Annotated in this window: 17 protein-coding genes; 12 read left to right on the forward strand and 5 right to left on the reverse strand. The window is 69.9% G+C overall.

Translation table 11 applies throughout. The annotated features are described in order from the left end of the window. The first annotated feature begins 1 nt into the window (after position 1). From G3573_RS05325 to ppk2, 5 genes are read left to right on the forward strand one after another with little or no spacing between them, the layout of a single operon-like run. On the forward strand, positions 2–2,155 hold the full coding sequence (locus tag G3573_RS05325) for a DUF3141 domain-containing protein (RefSeq protein ID WP_163259843.1): 2,154 nt from the start codon (positions 2–4) through the stop codon (positions 2,153–2,155). Beyond that, the gene (locus G3573_RS05330) at positions 2,148–3,113 is read left to right on the forward strand and encodes a phosphate acetyltransferase (protein WP_163259845.1); all 966 of its coding nucleotides are present in this window, start codon (positions 2,148–2,150) and stop codon (positions 3,111–3,113) included. Before G3573_RS05325 ends, G3573_RS05330 begins: the two co-directional genes overlap by 8 nt. A gap of 9 nt (positions 3,114–3,122) precedes the next feature. Then, complete coding sequence (gene fabI / locus G3573_RS05335; RefSeq protein WP_163259847.1) at positions 3,123–3,902, forward strand: enoyl-ACP reductase FabI; 780 nt, start codon at positions 3,123–3,125, stop codon at positions 3,900–3,902. A gap of 20 nt (positions 3,903–3,922) precedes the next feature. After that, positions 3,923–5,101: an acetate/propionate family kinase gene (locus G3573_RS05340; protein ID WP_163259849.1), complete on the forward strand. Its 1,179-nt coding sequence runs from the start codon at positions 3,923–3,925 to the stop codon at positions 5,099–5,101. A gap of 3 nt (positions 5,102–5,104) precedes the next feature. Further along, a complete protein-coding gene (ppk2, locus tag G3573_RS05345) occupies positions 5,105–5,905 on the forward strand; it encodes a polyphosphate kinase 2 (protein WP_163259851.1) in 801 nt (266 codons plus the stop codon). 5 nt (positions 5,906–5,910) lie between these two features. Here ppk2 and G3573_RS05350 read toward each other — a convergent pair whose 3' ends face one another. Continuing rightward, positions 5,911–6,927, reverse strand: a complete 1,017-nt coding sequence (locus G3573_RS05350; RefSeq protein ID WP_163259853.1) for an AraC family transcriptional regulator — start codon at positions 6,925–6,927, stop codon at positions 5,911–5,913. 166 nt (positions 6,928–7,093) lie between these two features. Here G3573_RS05350 and G3573_RS05355 point away from each other — a divergent pair, with 166 nt between their 5' ends. From G3573_RS05355 to G3573_RS05380, 6 genes are all read left to right on the forward strand, one after another. Continuing rightward, complete coding sequence (locus tag G3573_RS05355; RefSeq protein WP_163259855.1) at positions 7,094–9,574, forward strand: TonB-dependent receptor; 2,481 nt, start codon at positions 7,094–7,096, stop codon at positions 9,572–9,574. Between the two features lie 100 nt (positions 9,575–9,674). After that, on the forward strand, positions 9,675–11,078 hold the full coding sequence (locus G3573_RS05360) for a coniferyl aldehyde dehydrogenase (protein ID WP_163259857.1): 1,404 nt from the start codon (positions 9,675–9,677) through the stop codon (positions 11,076–11,078). A gap of 27 nt (positions 11,079–11,105) precedes the next feature. Beyond that, on the forward strand, positions 11,106–11,594 hold the full coding sequence (locus G3573_RS05365; RefSeq protein ID WP_163259859.1) for a hypothetical protein: 489 nt from the start codon (positions 11,106–11,108) through the stop codon (positions 11,592–11,594). 92 nt (positions 11,595–11,686) lie between these two features. Beyond that, a complete protein-coding gene (locus G3573_RS05370) occupies positions 11,687–13,276 on the forward strand; it encodes a GMC family oxidoreductase N-terminal domain-containing protein (RefSeq protein ID WP_163259861.1) in 1,590 nt (529 codons plus the stop codon). 124 nt (positions 13,277–13,400) lie between these two features. Next, positions 13,401–15,377, forward strand: a complete 1,977-nt coding sequence (locus tag G3573_RS05375) for an alkyl sulfatase dimerization domain-containing protein (protein ID WP_163259863.1) — start codon at positions 13,401–13,403, stop codon at positions 15,375–15,377. Positions 15,378–15,433: 56 nt separating this feature from the next. After that, positions 15,434–15,781 (forward strand): hypothetical protein, encoded by a 348-nt coding sequence (locus tag G3573_RS05380; RefSeq protein WP_163259865.1) that lies wholly within the window; start codon positions 15,434–15,436, stop codon positions 15,779–15,781. Between the two features lie 65 nt (positions 15,782–15,846). Here the strand turns inward: G3573_RS05380 and rpmB are convergent, their stop codons facing one another. Further along, the gene (gene rpmB, locus G3573_RS05385; RefSeq protein WP_163259867.1) at positions 15,847–16,140 is read right to left on the reverse strand and encodes a 50S ribosomal protein L28; all 294 of its coding nucleotides are present in this window, start codon (positions 16,138–16,140) and stop codon (positions 15,847–15,849) included. A 224-nt stretch (positions 16,141–16,364) separates the two neighbouring features. Here rpmB and G3573_RS05390 point away from each other — a divergent pair, with 224 nt between their 5' ends. Continuing rightward, positions 16,365–16,823 carry a DUF3617 family protein gene (locus tag G3573_RS05390; protein WP_163259869.1) on the forward strand — a complete coding sequence of 153 codons (459 nt, stop codon included), beginning with the start codon at positions 16,365–16,367 and terminating at the stop codon, positions 16,821–16,823. A 76-nt stretch (positions 16,824–16,899) separates the two neighbouring features. Here G3573_RS05390 and G3573_RS05395 read toward each other — a convergent pair whose 3' ends face one another. The 3 genes from G3573_RS05395 to G3573_RS05405 all read right to left on the reverse strand — a co-directional run bounded on the left by G3573_RS05395 (position 16,900) and on the right by G3573_RS05405 (position 18,457). Beyond that, positions 16,900–17,403 carry a CarD family transcriptional regulator gene (locus G3573_RS05395; RefSeq protein WP_163259875.1) on the reverse strand — a complete coding sequence of 168 codons (504 nt, stop codon included), beginning with the start codon at positions 17,401–17,403 and terminating at the stop codon, positions 16,900–16,902. Positions 17,404–17,677: 274 nt separating this feature from the next. Then, positions 17,678–18,019: a ferredoxin FdxA gene (gene fdxA / locus G3573_RS05400; RefSeq protein ID WP_163259871.1), complete on the reverse strand. Its 342-nt coding sequence runs from the start codon at positions 18,017–18,019 to the stop codon at positions 17,678–17,680. An 87-nt stretch (positions 18,020–18,106) separates the two neighbouring features. Then, complete coding sequence (locus G3573_RS05405) at positions 18,107–18,457, reverse strand: RNA-binding S4 domain-containing protein (RefSeq protein WP_163259873.1); 351 nt, start codon at positions 18,455–18,457, stop codon at positions 18,107–18,109. Positions 18,458–18,591 lie beyond the last annotated feature (134 nt).

Raw genomic sequence — 18,591 nt, forward strand, 5'->3', positions numbered from 1 at the left:
CATGTCCGCCTGGCGCGCGTTCGGTGCGATGCCGGACTATTGGGTCGACGCCTGGCAGCGCTCGATCCTGTTCCTCGACATCCTGCGCGAGCGGGGCAACGGCTACTGGGAGCACAACGCGGCGACCGCGCCCAACGTGCTGAGCTTCGCCGCCGAGGAGCTGATCCTCGACGGCCGCAGCCTGCCCCGGCCGGTGAACTACGGCCTGGTGCGCATCAAGCCGCCGGATGGCGTGAAGACCGACCCGGCCAAGCCGCCCTACATCGTCGTTGACCCGCGCGCCGGCCACGGCCCCGGCATCGGCGGCATGAAGCAGGACAGCGAGATCGGCGTGGCGCTGGCCGCCGGCCACCCCTGCTATTTCATCGGCTTCCTGCCCCAGCCGGTGCCCGGCCAGACCATCGAGGACGTCTGCGAGGCGGAGGCCGCCTTCATCGCCGAGGTGGTCCGTCGCCACCCGCAGGCCGAGGGCAGGCCGGTGATCGTCGCCAATTGCCAGGCGGGCTGGCAGGTGATGATGACCGCCGCCCTCCATCCGGAGCTGACCGGACCGATCGTGCTGGCCGGCTCGCCGCTGTCCTACTGGGCCGGCGAGCGGGGCAAGAACCCGCTGCGCTATCTGGGCGGCGTGCTGGGGGGCACCTGGATGACGGCCCTGGCCGGCGACCTCGGCGACGGCGTCTTCGACGGAGCGGCCCTGGTGGCCAACTTCGAGAGCCTCGACCTGGCCAACACGTACTGGGAGAAGCCCTACAACGTCTATTCCAAGGTCGACACCGAGGGGCCGCGGTTCCTGGACTTCGAGACCTGGTGGGGCAGCCCGGTGCTGCTCAACGCGGGCGAGATGCAGTGGATCGCCGACAACCTGTTCGTCGGCAACAAGCTCTCGACGGGGGCCCTACGCACCTCGGACGGCGTGCGCATCGACCTGCGCAACATCCGCTCGCCCGTCGTGGTGTTCTGCTCCTGGGGGGACAACATCACCCCGCCCCAGCAGGCGCTGGGCTGGATCACCGACATCTACGACCACGAGCGCGAGATCGCCGCCAACGGCCAGACCATCGTCTACTGCCTGCACCAGACCATCGGCCACCTCGGCATCTTCGTGTCGGGCAAGGTGGCGACCAAGGAGCATCGCGAGTTCACCTCGTGCATGGACATGATCGACCTGGCGCCGCCCGGCCTCTACGAGGCGGTGATCACCGAGGTCGAGCCGGACACCGCCAATCCCAACCTGATCGACGGGCGCTGGCTGTTCTCGCTGCAGCCGCGGACGGTGTCTGACGTGGCCGAGATCGTCGGCGAACGGGCGGACGACGACCTGCGCTTCGCGGCGGTGGCGCGGGTGTCGGAGACCAACCTGGCCCTCTACCGCAGCTTCCTGCAGCCGGCGGTGCAGGCGATGGCCACGCCGCTCTCGGCTGAAGTTCTGCGCTGGACGCATCCGAACCGGCTGCGCTTCGCGGCCTTTTCTGACGTGAACCCGCTGATGAAGCCGGTCGAAGGGCTGGCAAAGGCGGTGCGCGAAGGGCGCGAGCCGGCCGAGCCGGACAATCCGCTGGTGGCGATCGAGAAGGCGACCGCGAACTGGATCAGCGCTTCTTTGCAGGCTTACGGCCTGGCGCGTGACGCCATGACCGAGGCCGCCTTCGTCGCCGCCTACGGCGCGCGCCTGACCCAGGCCGCGGCCGGCCTCGACCGCCAGGCGCCGCGCCGGCACATCGAGCGCGACCTGGTGCGCGAGGCCGACGAGGCGCGGCTGCGCTCCGACCTGGAGCAGAAGTTCGAGATCGGCGGGCCGTCGGAGGCGGCGGCGCGGGCGCTGATCTACGTCAACCGGCCCGGCGGCAGTTTCGACGAGCGCGGCTCGGCCATGTTCAAGGTGCTGCGCGCCGCGCAGCCGGCCGACGAACGGCTGCCCGCCGCCGAGCTGAAGGAGCTGGTCAAGGAACAGGACCTGCTGCTGCGTCTGGACGAGGAGCGCGCCATCCAGGCCATCCCCAAGCTGCTGCCGCCGGACGCCGGCCGTCGCAAGCGCGTGCTGGACGAGGTGCACGGCCTGGTCGAAGCCCGTGGACATCTGGCGGAGGAGGGGCGGCGCCGGCTGAAGCGCGTGGACGCCCTGTTCGAGATGGGAGCGGCCGGCCATGCCTGACTCGACGGAGCCGCCGAACGGACGCCGGCACGACAAGTTCGAACGCCTGGTCGAGGTGGCCCACCGCCACCCGCCGGTCGCCACCGCCGTCGCTCATCCCTGCGACCAGGTCTCGCTGGAGAGCGCGGTCGAGGCCGCGCGGATGAAGCTGATCGCGCCGATCCTGGTCGGGCCGCAGGCGCGCATCCGCGACGTGGCCGCAAAGGGCGCGCTGGACATCGCGGGCTTCGAAATCGTCGACGCCGCCCACAGCCACGACGCCGCCGCCAAGGCGGTGGAGCTGGTCCGGGCGGGGCGGGCCGAGGCGCTGATGAAGGGCAGCCTGCACACCGACGAGCTGATGGGCGCGGTGGTCAAGCGCGAGACCGGCCTGCGCACGGCGCGGCGGATCAGCCATTGCTTCATCATGGACGTGCCCGGCCATGGCGACCCGCTGATCATCACCGACGCGGCGGTAAACGTGGCGCCGACCCTCGAGGAGAAGGTCGACATCGTCCAGAACGCCATCGACCTGGCCCACGCGATGGGCGTGGCCGAGCCGCTGGTGGCGATCCTGTCGGCCATGGAGACGGTCAATCCGAAGGTGGCCTCGACGGTCGAGGCGGCGGCGCTGTGCAAGATGGCCGAGCGCGGCCAGATCACCGGCGGCGTGCTGGACGGCCCGTTGGCGCTCGACAACGCCATCGACCCGGAAGCCGCGGCGGTCAAGAAGATCGTCTCGCCGGTGGCCGGCCGCGCCAATGTGCTGGTCGTGCCGGACCTGGAGGCTGGCAACATGCTGGCCAAGAGCCTGTCCTTCCTCGCCGGGGCCGACGCCGCCGGCATCGTGCTGGGCGCGCGGGTGCCGGTGATCCTGACCAGCCGGGCCGACGCCCTGCTGACCCGGCTGGCGTCGTGTGCGGTGGCGGTGCTGGTCGCCGCCTACAAGCGCGCCAATCCCGGCGCGGCGTTCGGCTGAGGGCGGGCGGTGGCTCAACCCGCAAGTCCCGTCCTGGCCGGGCACAAGGCGCTGATCGTCGGCGTCGCCAACGAGCACTCCATCGCCTGGGGTTGCGCCAAGGCCTTCCGCGCGGCCGGCGCCGAGCTGGCGATCACCTGGCTGAACGACAAGGCGCGCGGCTATGTCGAGCCGCTGGCCCAGGAGGTCGAGGCCCAGATCACCGCGCCGCTGGACGTCTCCGTCCCCGGCCAACTGGAGGCGGTGTTCGACCTGGTCCGCGAGCGCTGGGGCCGGCTGGACAGCCTGGTCCACTCCATCGCCTTCGCGCCCAAGGAGGACCTGCAGGGCGGCCTGCTGGACTGCTCGGCCGAGGGCTTCGCCAAGGCGATGGACGTCTCCTGCCACTCGTTCGTGCGGATGGCGAAGCTGGCCGCGCCGCTGATAACCGAGGGCGGGACCCTGTTCGCCATGAGCTACTACGGGGCCGGCCGGGTGGTGCCCAACTACAACGTCATGGGCCCGGTGAAGGCGGCGCTGGAGGCGGCCTGCCGCTACCTGGCCTACGAGCTGGGCGACGCCGGCATCCGGGTGCACGCGATCTCGCCAGGGCCGCTGAAGACGCGCGCCGCCTCGGGCCTGAAAGACTTCGAGCTGATGCTGAACGAGGCGGCCCAGAAGGCCCCGCTGGGCGAGCTGGTCGACGTCGACGACGTGGGCTCGGCCTGCGCCTTCCTGGCCACCGACTACGCCCGCCGGATCACCGGCGGGACCATCTACGTCGACGGCGGCGCCAACATCGTCGCCTAGAGGGCGCAGGAGCGACGACCATGGAAGGACGCATCGCGGTCCTCAACGCCGGCTCCTCGAGCATCAAGTTCGCCCTCTACGAGGCCGGCGGGGGCGACCAGCTGTTCCGCGGCAAGGTCGAGGGCATCGGCGTGAACCCGCGCCTGAATATCTCCGACGGCCAGGGCGAGACCGTCGCCGAGCGCAGCTGGCCGGCTGCGGGCTTCGACCACGCGGCGGCGACCCACGCCCTGCTGGAGACGGCCGTCGAACTGAACCGGCACGTGCCGGTGGCGGGCATCGGCCACCGGGTGGTGCACGGCGGCACCGCCTACGTCGACCCGGTGCGGGTGGATGCGAAGGTGATGACCGACCTCGCCGCCTTGTGCCCGCTGGCCCCGCTGCACCAGCCGCACAACCTGGCCGCCATCCAGGCGATCATGGACGCCGCGCCGCAGATTCCGCAGGTCGCGTGCTTCGACACCGCCTTCCACCGTCGTCAGCCGCACCTGGCCCAGCTCTACGCCCTGCCGCGCGAGATCACCGACGCCGGCGTTCGCCGCTACGGCTTCCACGGCCTGTCCTACGAGTATGTCACGCAGCGCCTGCCCGAGGTCGCGCCCGAGCTGGCGAAGGGCCGGGTGGTGATCGCCCACCTCGGCAACGGGGCCAGCCTGTGCGCGGTGAAGGACAGCCGCAGCGTCGCCAACACCATGGGCTTCACGGCGGTCGAAGGCCTGATGATGGGCACCCGCAGCGGGTCTCTCGACCCCGGCGTGCTGATCTACCTGATGGACCAGTACGGGATGGACGCCCGCGCTCTGGAGGACCTGATCTACAAGCGCTCGGGCCTGCTGGGCGTGTCGGGGGTGTCGTCCGACATGCGCGCGCTGCGGGCGTCCCACGATCCGGCGGCGGCCGAGGCGGTGGCCCTGTTCGTCTACCGGATCGTGCGCGAGATCGGCTCGATGGCCGCCGCGCTGGGCGGCGTCGACGGGCTGATCTTCACCGCCGGCATCGGCGAGAACGACGCCGCCGCGCGGGCCGAGATCGCCGCCGGCTGCGCCTGGCTGGGCGTGGAGCTGGACGCGGCGCGCAACGCCGCCGCGGCGGGACGGATCAGCGGCGCTGGTTCGAAGGTTTCCGCCTGGGTCGTGCCCACCGACGAAGAGCGCATGGTCGCGCGTCACACGTCGGCGGTGCTGGCCCGGGAGCGCTAGGCCATGGGCAAGAAGTCCGGCGACAAGCCGAAGAAGCTCAGCCGCGACGAGTACGAGGCGGAGCTGGAGAAGCTGCAGGTCGAGCTCTGCCACCTGCAGGCCTGGGTGCAGTCGACCGGCGCGCGCGTCGTCATCGTGTTCGAAGGCCGCGACGCCGCCGGCAAGGGCGGGCTGATCAAGGCCATCACCGAACGGGTCAGCCCGCGGGTGTTCCGGGTCGCGGCCCTGCCGGCGCCCTCCGACCGGGAGAAGTCGCAGCTCTTCATCCAGCGCTATCTGCAGTACTTCCCGGCCGCCGGCGAAATCGTGCTGTTCGACCGCAGCTGGTACAACCGCGCCGGCGTCGAATACGTCATGGGCTTCTGCACCGAGAAGCAGCGCGACCGCTTCCTGGAGCTGACGCCCCAGGTCGAGCAGTGGGTGATCGAGTCCGGCATTCAGCTGATCAAGCTGTGGCTGGAGGTCGGCATGGACGAGCAGGAGCGCCGCTTCCAGGCGCGGATCACCGACCCGCTGCGCCAGTGGAAGCTCAGCCCCATGGACCTGAGCGCGTATGAGAAGTGGTACGCCTATTCGAAGGCGCGCGACCGCATGCTGGAGGCCACCGACAAGGACGCGTCGCCCTGGTGGATCCTGCATTCCGACGACAAGAAGCGGGCCCGGCTGAACGGCATCCGCCACATCCTGTCGCTGATCCCCTACGAGAAGCCCAAGCGCGCCGAGGTCGAGCTGCCGAAGCGCTCCAAGAAGGGCGAGTACGACGACGAACTACGCGACCGCCGGTTCGTCGCCGAACGGTACTGAGACGCTCAGGCGCAGGCGGCGCGGGCGCCCGGATCGGTGCGCAGCTGGCGCGGCGACAGGCCGAACCAGCGGCGGCAGCTGCGGGTGAAGGCCGACGGCTCCGCGTAGCCGAGCAGGGCGCTCACCTGGGACAGCGGCAGCTCCGGCTGAGCCAGATAGCGGAGCGCCAGCATCCGCCGCGCGTCGTCGCGCAGGTCCTCGAAACTGGCCCCCTCGTCCTTCAGGCGCCGCTGCAAGGTGCGCGGCTGCATTCCCAGGGCGGCGGCGACCTCGAGGTGCGTGCAGCGGTCGGCGCTGAGCATCCGCTCGGCCAGGGTGCGCACCTGCGCCGCCAGGCGCCCCGCCGGGGCGGGGAAGGTGGCCTCGAGATAGCCGGCGGCGATCTGGTGCAGCTGCGCGTCGCGGCGCGACACTGGCGCTGCGAGGTCCTCGGCGTTCACCACGATCGCGTCTTCCGCCGCCTCGAACCGCACCGGCGCGCCGAAAAAGTCGGCGTAGGTCGCCGTGGTCGGCCGGTGGCGGAACCGCACGTCGAGCGCGCGCAGGCGTCCGTCCGAAAGCATGCCGAGGATGCGTCGCAGCAGACCGACATGGGCCTCGATCGCCTGGCGGTGCGGCCCCAGACGCGGCAGCAGCAGGTTCAGCTTGACCATGACCCGCGTCGGCGTCTCGCCCGGCAGCAGTTCCAGCTGGACGGCAGGCGCGTGGGTGTAGAGGTACTTGTCAGCGCACCGCAGGGCTTCGCCGACGGTGGGCGCGTTTCTGACGGCGACCGCCATCGGCCCGAGCACGTCGATGTCCTGCTCGGCCGCCAGCCGCAGGCCGAAGTCGGGGCAGGCGAGCGTCATGGCCGCCCGCTCCAGGGCGTGCACGAGGGCGCGGTGCGAGATGAAGGCGTGTGGATCGGCCATGCTGGCTGGGTCGATGTGCGCTTCGGCGAGCAGGCGGGCGGGATCGCCGCCGAGCTGTCGGACGAGCTCGTTAAATCCCCGGGCGCAGTCGGCGCGCACCATCAAGCTCATCGCGTTTCCCCCTGCGGGCGAGATGCGACAATAGTCGCTGGCTCGCTGTCGCATGAAGATAACTTTCTGTCGCGCCCCGGCAAGACGCGCCTGCGTCGCCGTAACTAGCCTCCTTCCCTGAGCCCCGTCGGGAATCCGAAGAAGAGCGGGGTCGTCGGGGGAAGACATGACCAGGATGAAGCTGCTGGCCGCGACGGCCAGCGTGTGCGCGCTCGCCGCCGGGGCGGCCTTCGCGCAGGACGGACAGGCGGCGAACGACGGAAGCGCCACGCTCGACGAGATCGTCGTCACCGCCCAGAAGCGCGAACAGACGCTTCAGGACGTGCCGATTTCGGTCGCCGTGGTCTCGGCCGAGGTGCTGCAGGAGCAGGGCGTCCAGAAGCTGCAGGACCTGCAGAGCAAGGTGCCGAACTTCTCGATGACCGAGACCGGCATCGGCACCAACATCGCCATTCGCGGCATCTTCTCGGGCGTCAACCAGGGCTTCGAGCAGTCGGTCGGCATGTACGTGGACGGCATCCACTACGGCCGCGCCCAGCAGACCCGATCCCCGTTCCTGGACGTGCAGCGCGTCGAGGTGCTGCGCGGCCCGCAGTCGATCCTGTTCGGCAAGAACGCCATCGCCGGCGCGATGAACATCGTCTCGGCCGAGCCGAGCTACAATCCGACCGGCTCGCTCTCGGTCGCCTACGATCCGGAGCACGACGACACCGAGACCGTCGGCATGGTGTCGGGGCCGCTGAACGAGCGCATGCGCGTGCGCCTGGCCGGCCGTTATCACCAGGGCGACGGCTACATCCGCAACGCCACCCTCGACCGCGACGAGCCGAAGCGCGAAGACTGGAACTTCCGCGGCACCGCCGCCTTCGACGTCACCGACGATCTGGAACTGACCTTCAAGGCGGAACGGGGCAGCTTCGACGTCGCCGGCCGCAACATGGAGATCTTCGGCGAGAGCCCGTCGACCTCGACCAACCCGCTGTTCGCCGGCAAGACCTACGACCAGATCCTGACCTTCATCGGCGCCATGAGCCCGACGGATCTGGTGGTGGTCGACCCGTCGGTGTCCAACATCACCAAGGACGGCGTCCGCTCGTCGAACGGCGACTACAGCAAGAACGACACCCAGAACTACGTCCTGACCGCCAACTGGGACACCAAGCTCGGCAAATTCACGTCCATCACGGGCCGCAGCAAGTTCCAGTACGACGAGCTGTGCGACTGCGACTTCACCGGCGCGGTGGTGTTCAACGCCGGCCTGCAGGAGAAGTACGACCAGTTCAGCCAGGAGCTGCGCCTGGTGTCGCCGACCGGCGGCGCGTTCGACTACATCGTCGGCGCCTTCTACCAGTCCAGCGACCACGACTACGTCGACCAGATCAACGTGCCGCTGGAATCGGTGCTGGTTCCGGTGATCAACCTGTCGAACCCGGGCGCCGGCACCCTGCTCGGCGGCACGCGCGCCTATCGCGAAGCCGGCGTCGAGACCAAGGTCTATTCGGCCTTCGCCCAGGGCACCTGGCACGCCACCGACGACCTGCGCGTCACCGTCGGCGGCCGCGTGACCCGCGAGGAGAAGTCCGGGGAACGCACCCTGAGCATCCAGAAGCTCGACGGCTCGGCCCTGAGCGGGACGCAGGCGATCGTCGCGCCGATCGTCTACGCCAACGCGTTCAAGGTTTCGTCGACCAACCTGACCTCGATCGCCGCCATGGGCGTTCCGACCTACTCGGCCCAGGCCAGCTTCTTCCTGAGCACGCTCGGGACGCATCCGGTGGCCGGGGACATCGACGCCACCACGTTCAATCCGTCGGTGAACGTGCAGTACGACGTGAACGACGACGTCATGCTGTACGCGTCCTGGACCAAGGGCTCGAAGTCGGGCGGCTTCGACTTCCGCGGCAACAACCGCGGCTTCTACGGCACGATGGCGGACGCCTTCGAGTTCGCGGATGAGAAGGCCACGACCTACGAGACCGGCGCGAAGATGCGGCTCCTGAACGGCCGCGCCGAGTTGAACACGGCCGTCTACTACACCGACATGAAGGACCTGCAGGTCTCGGTGTTCGACGGCGTGTTGGGCTTCGTGGTCGGCAACGCCGACGCCCGCACCTACGGCCTTGAGGCCGACGGCCGCTTCGCGATCACCGACAATCTGACCGCGCGCGGCTCGATCTCGCTGACCGACTTCCAGTTCACCGACCACAAGATGGGCCAGTGCTACCCGGGCCAGACCGTGGACGTGATCAACCCGGTCACCCAACAGTGCGACTACACCGGCAAGACCAACCAACTGGTGGCCGACTGGCAGGGCGCCTTCGCGCTGGACTACGAGCGGGAGATCATGGCGGGCCTCGAGTTCCGCAGCTCGGTCGATATCGCTGCGAACGCCGGCTACTACGCCGCCGCCACGCTCGACCCGGCCCAGGTGCAGGACCCCTACCTTATGACCAACCTGCGCCTCGCGGTCGGCGACACCGGCGGCCGTTGGGAAGTGGCCGTGCTCGGCAAGAACCTTTCCGACGAGCAGGTTCTGCAGTTCGGCGGGGCCACGCCGCTCGCCTACAACACCTTCAAGGCCAACAGCCACTACAACCTGGTCGGCCAGGGCCGCACCGTCACCCTGCAGGCGCGGGTGAAGTTCTGAGTACTTCCTGAGCTGCCCACTCGCCGGCCCGGCCTCGCGCCGGGCCGGCGTCTTTTTTGGCGCGAGTGCTGCGCCGGACCCGCTTTCGCGAGGACGCCCGATGCTCCACGCCCAGCCCTCCCTCGCCGACCTGCAGATCTCGCTGGCCCGCCAGCGGGCGGCGTTCCACACGCAACCGTATCCCTCGCTGGCCCAGCGCCGGGCGGCGCTGAAGCGGCTGCGTGCGGCGATCCGAAAGCACGCCTCGGCGCTGGCCCAGGCCGCCCAGGCCGACTTCGGCTCGCGTGCGACCGCCGAGACCCTGATGCTGGACGTCGCGCCCTCGGTGCTGCACGTCGACCATCTGCTGCGCCGCCTGGGCCGGCTGATGAAGCCGTCGCGCCGCGGGGTGGAGTGGCTGTTCCTGACCAACCGGGCCTGGGTGACCTACCAGCCCAAGGGCGTGGTCGGGATCATGGCCCCCTGGAACTTCCCGATCTACCTGGTGCTCGGCCCGCTGGCGACGGCGCTGGCGGCCGGCAACCGCTGCATGATCAAGACCTCCGAGCACGCGCCCCAGACTTCGCAGGCGCTGAAACAGATGCTGGCGACCTGCTTCGAGCGGGACGAGGTCGCGGTGATCGAAGGCGGCCCGGCGGTGGCCGCCGCCTTCTCGCGCCTGCCCTTCGACCACCTGGTGTTCACCGGCTCGCCGGAGATCGGCCGCCACGTCATGCGCGCCGCCGCCGACAACCTGACCCCGGTCACGCTGGAACTGGGCGGCAAGTCGCCGGCCCTGGTGTCGACGACCGCCGACCTGCGCGTCGCCGCCCGTCGGATCGCGCACGGCAAGACCACCAACGCCGGCCAGGTCTGCGTCGCCCCGGACTACGCCCTGGTCCCCCGCGCCTCGGCCGACGCTTTTGCGAAAATGGCCGTCGCCGCGGCGGACCGGTTCTGCGGCGATGACGAGAACTGCAGCCTGATCCACGACGGCGCCCACGCGCGCCAGCAGGCCCTGATCGAGGACGCTCGCGACAAGGGCGCCACGATCCTGGTCGCGCGGGGTGGGGCGGGGCGGCGCATGCCCCTGCACGTGGTGCTGGGCGTGACCGACGACATGCGCCTGGCCCGCGAGGAGATCTTCGGGCCGATCCTGCCGGTGTTCACCTACGACCGGTTCGAGGAGGCGGTGGCGCGGATCAACATCGGGACCCGGCCTCTGGCGCTCTACTACTTCGGGCACGACCCGGCCGAGCGCGAGACCGTGCTCAAGCGCACCCATTCGGGCGGCGTCACCTTCAACGACTGGGGCTGGCACGTGGTCAACCACGACCTCCCGTTCGGCGGCGTCGGGACCTCGGGCATGGGCAACTACCACGGCGACGAAGGCTTCTGGGAGCTGTCCCACGCCAAGGCGGTGTACGACCAGCACCGGCTGTTCCCGATCGAGCTGTTCCACCCGCCCTACGGCGGCCTGCTGCAGCGGCTGGCGCTATTCGTCATGACGGGGCGCGCCGGTTGATGTCCGTGCGCGCCCGCGAGGCGTAAGATGGTCGCCATGGCGCGCTACACGGTCGACGCCGAAGCCGTCCAGGCCGAGAGCCGCATGGTCGCCCTGCAGACCGCGGTCGCCTTGCTGCGCCTGATCGAGGCCTACCGGGAGATGTTCGGCTCCGACGTCGACCGATTGATGATCCTGCTGGCGGTCGGCGCGATCACCGCCGAGCGGCCGGTGAAGGCCGCGGCTTCGCCGGAGCACTACGTGCGCTTCGGCGTGCCCATCCCCAGCGAGGACATGACCCGCTGCACGGCCCTGTCGATCGCCGCGGCCACCGGCCTGCCGCGCGAGACGGCGCGCCGCAAGACCAAGCAGATGATCGACGACGGGGTGCTGCGCCGCGACGCCCACGTCGGCATCCGGGTCAACGAGCAGATCCTGCAGAGCCCGGAGTTCCGGGCGCTGGTCCAACGCCACGCCGGCGAGATCGCGCGCCTGGCCAACGCTCTGATCGAGCGCGGCGTCTTCGTCGAAAGCTGACGCGCCGGGACTCCCCAAAACGGGTAGCGCCGCCCGCCCGCCCGGCGTTCGCTCTCCTAGCCTCCTCCAAAGACCTGTTCGGGAGGCGGGCTATGGAGTTCGATTATGTCATCGTCGGCGGCGGCTCGGCCGGCTGCGTGCTGGCCAACCGCCTGAGCGCCGATCCGGGCGTCAGCGTCTGCCTGGTCGAGGCGGGCCCCGCCGACACCTCGCCGCTGATCCACACGCCGGCCGGCATCCTCGGCATCCTGCCGACGAAGCACGTGAACTGGGCGTTCAAGACCGCGCCGCAGCCCGGCCTCGGCGGCCGCGTCGGCTATCAACCGCGCGGCAAGACTCTGGGCGGGTCCAGCGCGATCAACGCGATGATCTACATCCGCGGCCACCGCACCGACTACGACGACTGGGCGGCGCTGGGGAACGAAGGCTGGGGCTATGACGACGTCCTGCCTCTGTTCCGCAAGTCGGAGGACTACTTCGGCGGCGCGAACGACTTCCACGGCGCCGGCGGCGAGCTGAGCGTCAGCGCGCTCGACGCCCACCAGGCCACCCACGACTTCGTCGAGGCGGGGCGGGCGGCCGGTCACCGGGTCAACGACGACTTCAACGGCGCCGAGCAGGAGGGCGTCGGCCACTATCACGTGACCATCCGCAAGGGGCGACGTTGCAGCGCCTCGGTCGGCTTCCTGCACCCGATCCGCGAGGTGCGGACCAACCTGACGATTCTGACCGGGGTGCGCGCCACCGGCCTGATCCTGAAAGGCGGAAGGGCGCTCGGCGTGAAGGTTCGGGTGCGGGGACGCACGGCGGCTCTGACCGCGCGCCGCGAGGTCGTTCTGGCGGCCGGCGCCTTCGGTTCGCCGCAGCTGATGCTGCTGTCCGGCATCGGGCCGGAGTCGGAGCTGAAGCCGCACGGCCTCGCCACGCGCCACGCCCTGCCCGGCGTCGGCCGCAACCTGGTCGACCACCCGGACTACATCCTGGCCTACAAGTCGCCGGACCAGAGCCTGATGGGCTATTCGGTCCCCGGCGTGGCGACCATGGCCAAGGGATTCTTCGAATACCAGAAGACCCAGACCGGGCCGCTGGCGACCAACTTCGGCGAGGCCGGCGCCTTCCTGAAGACCGCGCCGTCGCTGTCGCGCCCGGACGTGCAGCTGCACTGGGTGATCGGTATCGTCGACGACCATAACCGCAAGCTGCACCTGGGCCACGGCATGAGCGCCCACGTCTGCGTGCTGCGGCCCAAGAGCCGCGGTTCGGTCGGCCTGCGCTCGGCCGATCCCATGGCCGCGCCGCGCATCGACCCGAACTTCCTCTCGCACGACGACGACGTGGCCACCCTGCTGAAGGGCTACAAGCTGACGCGCGAGATCATGAACGCCGGCCCGCTGACCCGCTACGCCGGGCGCGAGATCTACCAGGCCGGCGACGACCTCGAGCAGCTGATCGGCCTGCTGCGCCGGCGCACCGACAGCATCTACCACCCGGTCGGCACCTGCCGGATGGGCTCGGACGAGTTCGCCGTGGTCGACCAGCGCCTGCGGGTGCACGGCGTGGAGGGGCTGCGGGTGGTCGACGCCTCGATCATGCCGACCCTGGTCGGCGGCAACACCAACGCGCCCACCATCATGATCGCCGAGAAGGGCGCGCAGATGATCGCCGAGGACTGGGCCGCCTGATGGCCCTGCGGTCCCGACTTCCGGCTCGGGACCGCGCCCGCTTCCGCCATGACCGTCGCGGCCGGCCCGACCTCGGGCCGGCGGCGCGGCCGCATGCCTTTCGCCCAGCCCAGGGGGACCCGCCTTGCACCTGAAATCCGCCGCTCTCGCCCTTCTCGCCGCCGTGGCGGCCACCACCGTCCAGGCCGGGGAGACCGCGCCCGCCGACGCCTCAGCCGCCACCCGGGCGGCCAACGCCGTCCTGCTGGACCGGCTGCCGTTCGCGGACAAGCGTGACTTCGAGGACGCCGCCCGCGGCTTCCTGGGCAGCGTGCCGGGCGGCGAGATCCGGGCCGCCGACGGGCGCGTGCTGTGGAGCCAGCAGCAGTTCGATTTCCTGAAGGACGAGACCGCCCCGGCCACGGTGAACCCCAGCCTGTGGCGCCAGGCGCGGCTGAACACCATCCACGGCCTCTTCAAGGTCACCGACCGGGTCTACCAGGTGCGCGGTCTGGACGTGGCCAACATGACCATCGTCGAGGGCGACACCGGCCTGATCGTCATCGACGCCCTGACCATCCCCGAGGCGGCCAAGGCGGGCCTGGAGCTCTACTACGCCCACCGTCCGCGCAAGCCGGTGGTCGCGGTGATCTACACCCACGCCCACGCCGACCATTTCGGGGGCGTGCGCGGCCTGATCTCCGACGCCGACGTGGCGGCAGGGCGGGCGGTCGTGATCGCCCCTGACGGCTTCATGGCGCACGCCACGGCCGAGAACGTGCTGGCCGGCAACGCCATGAGCCGCCGCGCCCAGTACCAGTTCGGACCGCTCCTGCCGCCGGGCGAACGCGGCCTGGTCGACACCGGTCTGGGCAAGACCGTGTCACGCGGCGCGCCCGGCCTGATCGCCCCGACCGACGTCATCACCCGGCCGATCGACACCCGCCGCGTGGACGGCGTCGATATCGAGTTCCAGCTCGCGCCCGGCTCGGAATCGCCAGCCGAGATGCACCTCTACTTCCCGCAGTTCCGGGTGCTGGACATGGCGGAGAACGCGACCCGCACCATGCACAACCTCTACACCCTGCGCGGGGCCGAGGTGCGCGACGGCTCGGCCTGGTCGCGCTATCTCGGCGAGGCGCTGCAGCGCTACGGCGACCGCACCGACGTGCTGATCGCCCAGCATCACTGGCCGACCTTCGATCCGGCCCTCGCGCGCGAACTGCTGGCGAACCAGCGGGACCTCTACAAGTACACCAACGATCAGGCGCTGCGGCTCGCCAACCAGGGCCTGAAGCCCGCCGACATCTCCGCGGCTCTGAAGCCGCCGCCGGGGCTGGAACAGGACTGGGCCACGCACGGCTACTACGGCACGCTCAGCCACAACGCCAAGGCCGTCTACCAGAAGTACCTCGGCTGGTACGACGCCAACCCGGCCAACCTCGACCCGCTGCCGACCGTCGAGCAGGCGAAGAAGACGATCGCCTACATGGGCGGGGCCAAGGCGGTGCTGAAGCGGGCGCGGGAAGACTACGCCAGGGGCGAGTACCGCTGGGTGGCGCAGGTGACGAGCCAGCTGGTGTTCGCCGATCCGACCGACCGAGCGGCCCGCGAGCTGGGCGCGGCGGCCCTGGAGCAGCTGGGCTACCAGTCGGAATCCGCCATCTGGCGCAACGCCTACCTGACCGGGGCTCAGGAGCTGCGCCAGGGCGCGCCGAAGGCGGCGGGAATCACCACCCTGTCGGCGGACGTGCTGAAGGGGGTCGACCTGCCGACCTTCTTCGACTTCCTGGGCGTGCGCCTGAACGGCGAGCGGGCGGCCGGCAAGCGTCTGGTGATGAACTGGACCTTCGCCGACCGGAACGAGACCTACGTGCTGAACCTGGAGCACGCCGCCCTGACCTGGCTGAAGACCGCGCCTGACCCGCGTGCCGACGTGACCCTCACCCTGGACCGGCCGACCCTGGACGCCGTCACCCTGAAACAGCTCACCCTGCCGCAGGCGCTGGCGTCGGGGCGCGTGAAGGTGCAGGGCGACCCGCGCCGCCTGACCGAGTTCCTGGGCCTCCTGGACGACTTCTCGCCGACCTTCCCGATCATCGAGCCGCCCGCGGCGCCCTGAGGGCGTCGCGGAACGCTGCGGGATTCGGGCCGTTCAAGGCCGAAAGGATCCCGGCGATGCGTACCGAAGAATCAAAGCCTCCGCCCCGCGCCGGACCGCTGCGCGCGGTGGCCACGCCCTGCGAGCTGCAGGCCGACATCGACTGCGGCCTGACCGGCGAGAAGGTCGCGGCGTTCGATCCCGCGGCCTCGCCGCTGGGCACGGACGAGGAGGCGGGCGGCACGCCGGCGTCTGCGGAATTGCTGGGAGAGGAGCGCCGTCGGGCGCGAATCTCGATCGACCTGGCCGATCCTTCGCGTGCGGCGATCGAGCCGGCGAAGCGGCGAGGCGTGAGCCCCGCCATCGTGATCGCGGCGGCCGCGCTGGCCCTAGGCGCGGCGGCGGCCGTGGCGATGTTGGGCTGAGGAGCGCGCAAGCAAAAAGGCCGGCGTCGCCGCCGGCCTTTTCTCAGCCCCTATAGCCCCTCGGCTCAGGCGGTCGCCTGCGCGAGCTTGGCTTTGATCTGGCGCTTCAGGCGCAGCGCGCGCTGCGACAGATCTTCGTCCTTGGCCTTGACCAGGAAGGCGTCGAGCCCGCCCTTGAAGTCCAGGGTGCGCAGAGCCGCGTTGGTGATCCGCAGGCGGTAGGACTGGCCCAGCGCTTCGGATTGCAGCGCGGTTTCGCGCAGCGACGGCAGGAACCGGCGCTTGGTCTTGATGTTCGAGTGGCTCACGTTGTGGCCGACCATGGGGCCGACGCCCGTGAGTTCGCAACGGCGCGACATGGCGAAAAACCTTCCGCGGAAAAGACAGTGCGCACGGAGAACGGGTCCCCCGCGCGAGAGGGCGGCTTATAGGCCGGGGCCTTCGTCGGCGTCAAGCCTCGCACCAACCGTTTCCCGCCCTGCGCGAACGCCGCAGACCCAGGGTCTCTGGGCGAGCCCGCGGCGTGACTATATAGTCGTTAACCCAGCCCCTGACGGCAGCAGCCGAGTGTGAGGAACCGCCCATGAATCGCGTTCGATTCCGCGCCCTGGCCCTAGCCGCGACGGCGCTCGCCCTTCCGCTGATCGCGGGTCCCGCCGCCTCGCGGGCCCAGGCCAAGCCGTCCGGCGTGCTGCCCGGCTACTGGGAATATCAGGCCAGGGTCGCGATCATCCCGGTCTCGAAGGAATACAAGTGCCTGAAGGCCGACGAGATCGACAACTTCCTCTTCAATCCCTGCACCCGCCACTACAAGTGCACCTATCCGGTGAAGGAGGTCGGCGACGGTAAGGTGAAGCTGGACGGGACCTGGACCGACAAGAAGGGCCGTGAGGCCAAGGTGAAGGCGGACGGCACCTACACCCCGACCCAGGTGAAGCTGAAGGCCAACGTGAAGACCATCCACGGCCTGGGCGTGGCAGGCTCGATCACCGCCAAGCGGATCAGCGACACCTGCCCGCCGCCCGGCGCCGAGAAAAAGTAAGCCTGCGCCGGAGCGCGCAAACAAAAACGCCCGGCCTTTCGGCCGGGCGTTTCGCATTTCAGGCTGCAGGAGCCGCTCAGGCGGCCTTGGTCAGCGACTTGGTCAGCATGGCCACCGCGGCGTCGCGGTCGATGCGCTCGATGGCGGCGACTTCGCGGGCCATGCGGTCCAGGGCCGATTCGTAGAGCTGACGCTCCGAATAGGACTGTTCCGGCTGGTTCTCCGCGCGGTGCAGGTCGCGCACCACTTCGGCGATCGAGATCAGGTCGCCGGAGTTGATCTTGGCTTCGTACTCCTGGGCGCGGCGCGACCACATGGTGCGCTTCACCCGGGCGCGGCCCTTCAGGGTGGTCAGGGCCTTCGACACCACGTCTTCCGCGGCCAGCGGGCGCAGGCCCGCGGTCTTGGCTTTCTTGGTCGGAACGCGCAGGGTCATCTTCTCGTGGTCGAAGGTGATGACGTACACCTCCAGCGACATGCCGGCGACTTCCTGGGTCTCGACGCCGGCCACGTGGCCCACGCCGTGGGCCGGGTAAACGACGTGGTCACCCACCTTGAAGTCCAGACCGGTCGGCTTGATCGACATACCTGCAATGTCCTTTCGGAGGCGCGCGACGTGCGGAAGTCCCGTCTTCGGCGCCGATCCGACGCCGGCGCGGCCCGGTCAGGGGCCGTCCCGGCGCGGTTCTGAACGCTGGTTCGAGAATCCCGACCTTTGCCGATGGCGCGCCTTTATGAGCGACAGCTCTCATTCATGAACGCGGGCGGCCCGCTTTGCGCGTGAGCCGCCCGACTGTTTTTGACGGTATCACGAAAAGACGCCGAAATAAAGGCTCGCCCCGTTTGGCCGAGGTTTAGGAGCCCTTGCCGGGGTTCGAGCTGAAGTATTTCTCGAACTTCTCGGTCTCGCGTTCGAACTCGGCCGCGTCGGCCGGCGGCTCGCCCTTGTGGGTGATGTTCGGCCAAACCTTGGCGTAGGTGGCGTTCACTTGCAGCCACTTGCCGTCCGGCTCGTCTTCGGTGTCCGGCTTGATGGCGTCGACCGGGCATTCAGGCTCGCAGACACCGCAATCGATGCATTCGTCCGGGTTGATGACCAGGAAGTTCTCGCCTTCGTAGAAGCAGTCGACAGGACAGACTTCCACGCAGTCCATGAACTTACATTTCACGCACGGGTCGGTGACGATGTAGGTCATCGAAACACTCTAGATACGTCGCTGGCGGCGGACGGGAGAGAAGCGCGGCTTCGCGCGGCGCGCAATTTGATCCCCGAAGGCCCGATGTCAACCGCCCGATTCGGCGACGAAGTCTGCGGCCTTCACTTCGGGGGAAGGCGCGTCGAGGTCGCTGTAGAGGGTGCGGGCCTCGCTGGCGGGGCCGCGGCGCTCGCCGCACGATTCGATTCGCACCGCCACCAGCCGCCCGCCGACCGCGAACACCAGGGCGTCGCCCGGGCGCACCGTGCGCGAGGGCTTGTCCAGGCGCGCCTCGCGATCGCAGGCGCGGCCTTCGGCGCGGGTCAGGCGCACGCGGCCCGCCTCGACGAAGGCGGCCGCGAGGCCTCGTGTCTTGAAGAAGCGCGCGCGCCACAGCCAGACGTCGACGCGGCAGGTCTCGCCGGCTTCGGCGGTCATGCGGAGGCCCTGGGTTTGGCCGGGCGGCGCGGGCGGCGCCGGCGCTTGGGCTCGGCCGGCCTCAGCGCGGCCAGGGCGGCGAAGGGCGAATCCTTGGGCGGCGGCGCGGCCTTGGCCGGGGCCTTCGCCTGACG

Origin of the sequence: Caulobacter sp. 17J65-9 (assembly GCF_010975005.1) — a bacterium.
In the GTDB taxonomy this organism is placed as follows: domain Bacteria; phylum Pseudomonadota; class Alphaproteobacteria; order Caulobacterales; family Caulobacteraceae; genus 17J80-11.

Coding starts and splice junctions, on each gene's coding strand:
- G3573_RS05330 (WP_163259845.1), top strand. CDS start 2,148: ATGCCTGACTCGACGGAGCCGCCGAACGGACGCCGGCACGACAAGTTC.
- G3573_RS05370 (WP_163259861.1), top strand. CDS start 11,687: ATGGAGTTCGATTATGTCATCGTCGGCGGCGGCTCGGCCGGCTGCGTG.
- G3573_RS05325 (WP_163259843.1), top strand. CDS start 2: ATGTCCGCCTGGCGCGCGTTCGGTGCGATGCCGGACTATTGGGTCGAC.
- G3573_RS05390 (WP_163259869.1), top strand. CDS start 16,365: ATGAATCGCGTTCGATTCCGCGCCCTGGCCCTAGCCGCGACGGCGCTC.
- G3573_RS05365 (WP_163259859.1), top strand. CDS start 11,106: ATGGTCGCCATGGCGCGCTACACGGTCGACGCCGAAGCCGTCCAGGCC.
- G3573_RS05380 (WP_163259865.1), top strand. CDS start 15,434: ATGCGTACCGAAGAATCAAAGCCTCCGCCCCGCGCCGGACCGCTGCGC.
- fdxA (WP_163259871.1), bottom strand. CDS start 18,019: ATGACCTACATCGTCACCGACCCGTGCGTGAAATGTAAGTTCATGGAC.
- G3573_RS05405 (WP_163259873.1), bottom strand. CDS start 18,457: ATGACCGCCGAAGCCGGCGAGACCTGCCGCGTCGACGTCTGGCTGTGG.
- ppk2 (WP_163259851.1), top strand. CDS start 5,105: ATGGGCAAGAAGTCCGGCGACAAGCCGAAGAAGCTCAGCCGCGACGAG.
- G3573_RS05355 (WP_163259855.1), top strand. CDS start 7,094: ATGACCAGGATGAAGCTGCTGGCCGCGACGGCCAGCGTGTGCGCGCTC.
- G3573_RS05340 (WP_163259849.1), top strand. CDS start 3,923: ATGGAAGGACGCATCGCGGTCCTCAACGCCGGCTCCTCGAGCATCAAG.
- G3573_RS05350 (WP_163259853.1), bottom strand. CDS start 6,927: ATGAGCTTGATGGTGCGCGCCGACTGCGCCCGGGGATTTAACGAGCTC.
- rpmB (WP_163259867.1), bottom strand. CDS start 16,140: ATGTCGCGCCGTTGCGAACTCACGGGCGTCGGCCCCATGGTCGGCCAC.
- G3573_RS05360 (WP_163259857.1), top strand. CDS start 9,675: ATGCTCCACGCCCAGCCCTCCCTCGCCGACCTGCAGATCTCGCTGGCC.